Consider the following 1,360-nt stretch of genomic DNA (forward strand, 5'->3'; position numbering starts at 1 on the left):
GCCTCTTTCTTTCTTATATAAGGATTAGCGTGAGGTTAATCGGGATTTACAGTGCTAAGTTAGTAAGAAGGGTTAGATAAAAGTTTGTCGAATTTACTTTGTATTGGTGGAAATGAATTCTTGGAGGGGACATTTTGAAGAAATATGAGATTAAAAATAACATTCCAACATTGGAAGAATATAAATATTTATGTGATTCTGTGGGATGGACTAACTATATGAACTTTGAGGTGGCGGAAATATCACTTCAAAATTCGATTTACTGTATAACAGTCAAGGATAATAATCAAATCATCGGCATGGGGAGAATTGTTGGTGATGGGGCTATCTATTTCTATATTCAAGATATAGTGGTTCATCCAGATTATCAAAAGAATGGTATTGGAAAGAAAATAATGAATACTTTAGTAGAATACTTAAATGGGAATACTCCAGATAAAGCATTCATTGGTTTGTTTGCGTCGCAAGGTAAAACATCATTCTACGAAAAATATGATTTTAAAGATTATTCGCCTAATATGACAGGGATGTTTACTGTTATTTCGAAAAAATAGGTGTAATAAATTTAATAAAACAATTAAAAAGTTGATTTTTTAAGAAATCAACTTTTTAATGAGTTGAAACGTTTGTAGTTTTGCAAATTCGTATTTCCCTTGATACTTATGATTTATAACTCTTCTTATTATACTTTTCATCAAATTCTTTTCCTTCTAGATCTCGATCTAGTGTTAAAGGTTGATTGCAGTGCATACATGCATCGACACGGCCGAGCATTTTGGTTGGCTTATCACAGCTTGGACAAATAATTTGGATAGTCTTAGTAGATAACATACCAATCCAAAAGTAAACGACAGTGCTAGCGATAACAGCTAAAAAGCCAACCATCATAAACGTTGTCATAATAATAATGTTTTCGCGGAAAAAGACACCTAAGTATGCAATGAAGAGGCCGATAAATACTAAACTTAATGCAAAGGTCCGGATTTTATTGATTTTGTTTGAATACTTAATGCTCATTCTCACCACGCTCCTATACTAATAATATAACATAAAATTTAGAATTTTCACTCTCGTGTAAATTGATAAAGAGGTAAGATATGAAATGAATAGGAGGAAAGCCAAGAATGAATGGATGCTATAATGATTTTTACAGCGGTTTTTAAGTTTTTAACGGGATGTGAAATTTTTTTATAAAAAGTATTGACCCTGTATATACTGCATGATATATTAATAACCGTCGCTGATGCGGAAACGCAGAAAACGACAAAAAAGAAATTAAAAAACTTAGTTGACATTGAAAAATGAAGATGTTAACATAAGGAAGTCGCAAATGAGCGACTAAGTAGTTCTTTGAAAACTG

General features: G+C 31.7%; 2 protein-coding genes. One reads left to right on the forward strand and one right to left on the reverse strand.

All coding sequences use genetic code 11. The features are described from left to right. The first annotated feature begins 134 nt into the window (after nt 1-134). Nucleotides 135-554 carry a GNAT family N-acetyltransferase gene (locus tag DN401_RS29605; protein ID WP_000759735.1) on the forward strand — a complete coding sequence of 140 codons (420 nt, stop codon included), beginning with the start codon at nt 135-137 and terminating at the stop codon, nt 552-554. A 106-nt stretch (nt 555-660) separates the two neighbouring features. On the opposite strand, the gene DN401_RS29610 is transcribed toward DN401_RS29605, so the two are convergent. Then, the gene (locus DN401_RS29610; RefSeq protein ID WP_000025058.1) at nt 661-1,017 is read right to left on the reverse strand and encodes a YgzB family protein; all 357 of its coding nucleotides are present in this window, start codon (nt 1,015-1,017) and stop codon (nt 661-663) included. Nucleotides 1,018-1,360 lie beyond the last annotated feature (343 nt).

It is taken from the genome of Bacillus sp. BF2-3, assembly GCF_008368795.1.
Classification (GTDB): domain Bacteria; phylum Bacillota; class Bacilli; order Bacillales; family Bacillaceae_G; genus Bacillus_A; species Bacillus_A cereus.

What these genes read in the sequence shown, in the direction of transcription:
- DN401_RS29610 (WP_000025058.1), bottom strand. Translation starts at nt 1,017, where the DNA reads ATGAGCATTAAGTATTCAAACAAAATCAATAAAATCCGGACCTTTGCA.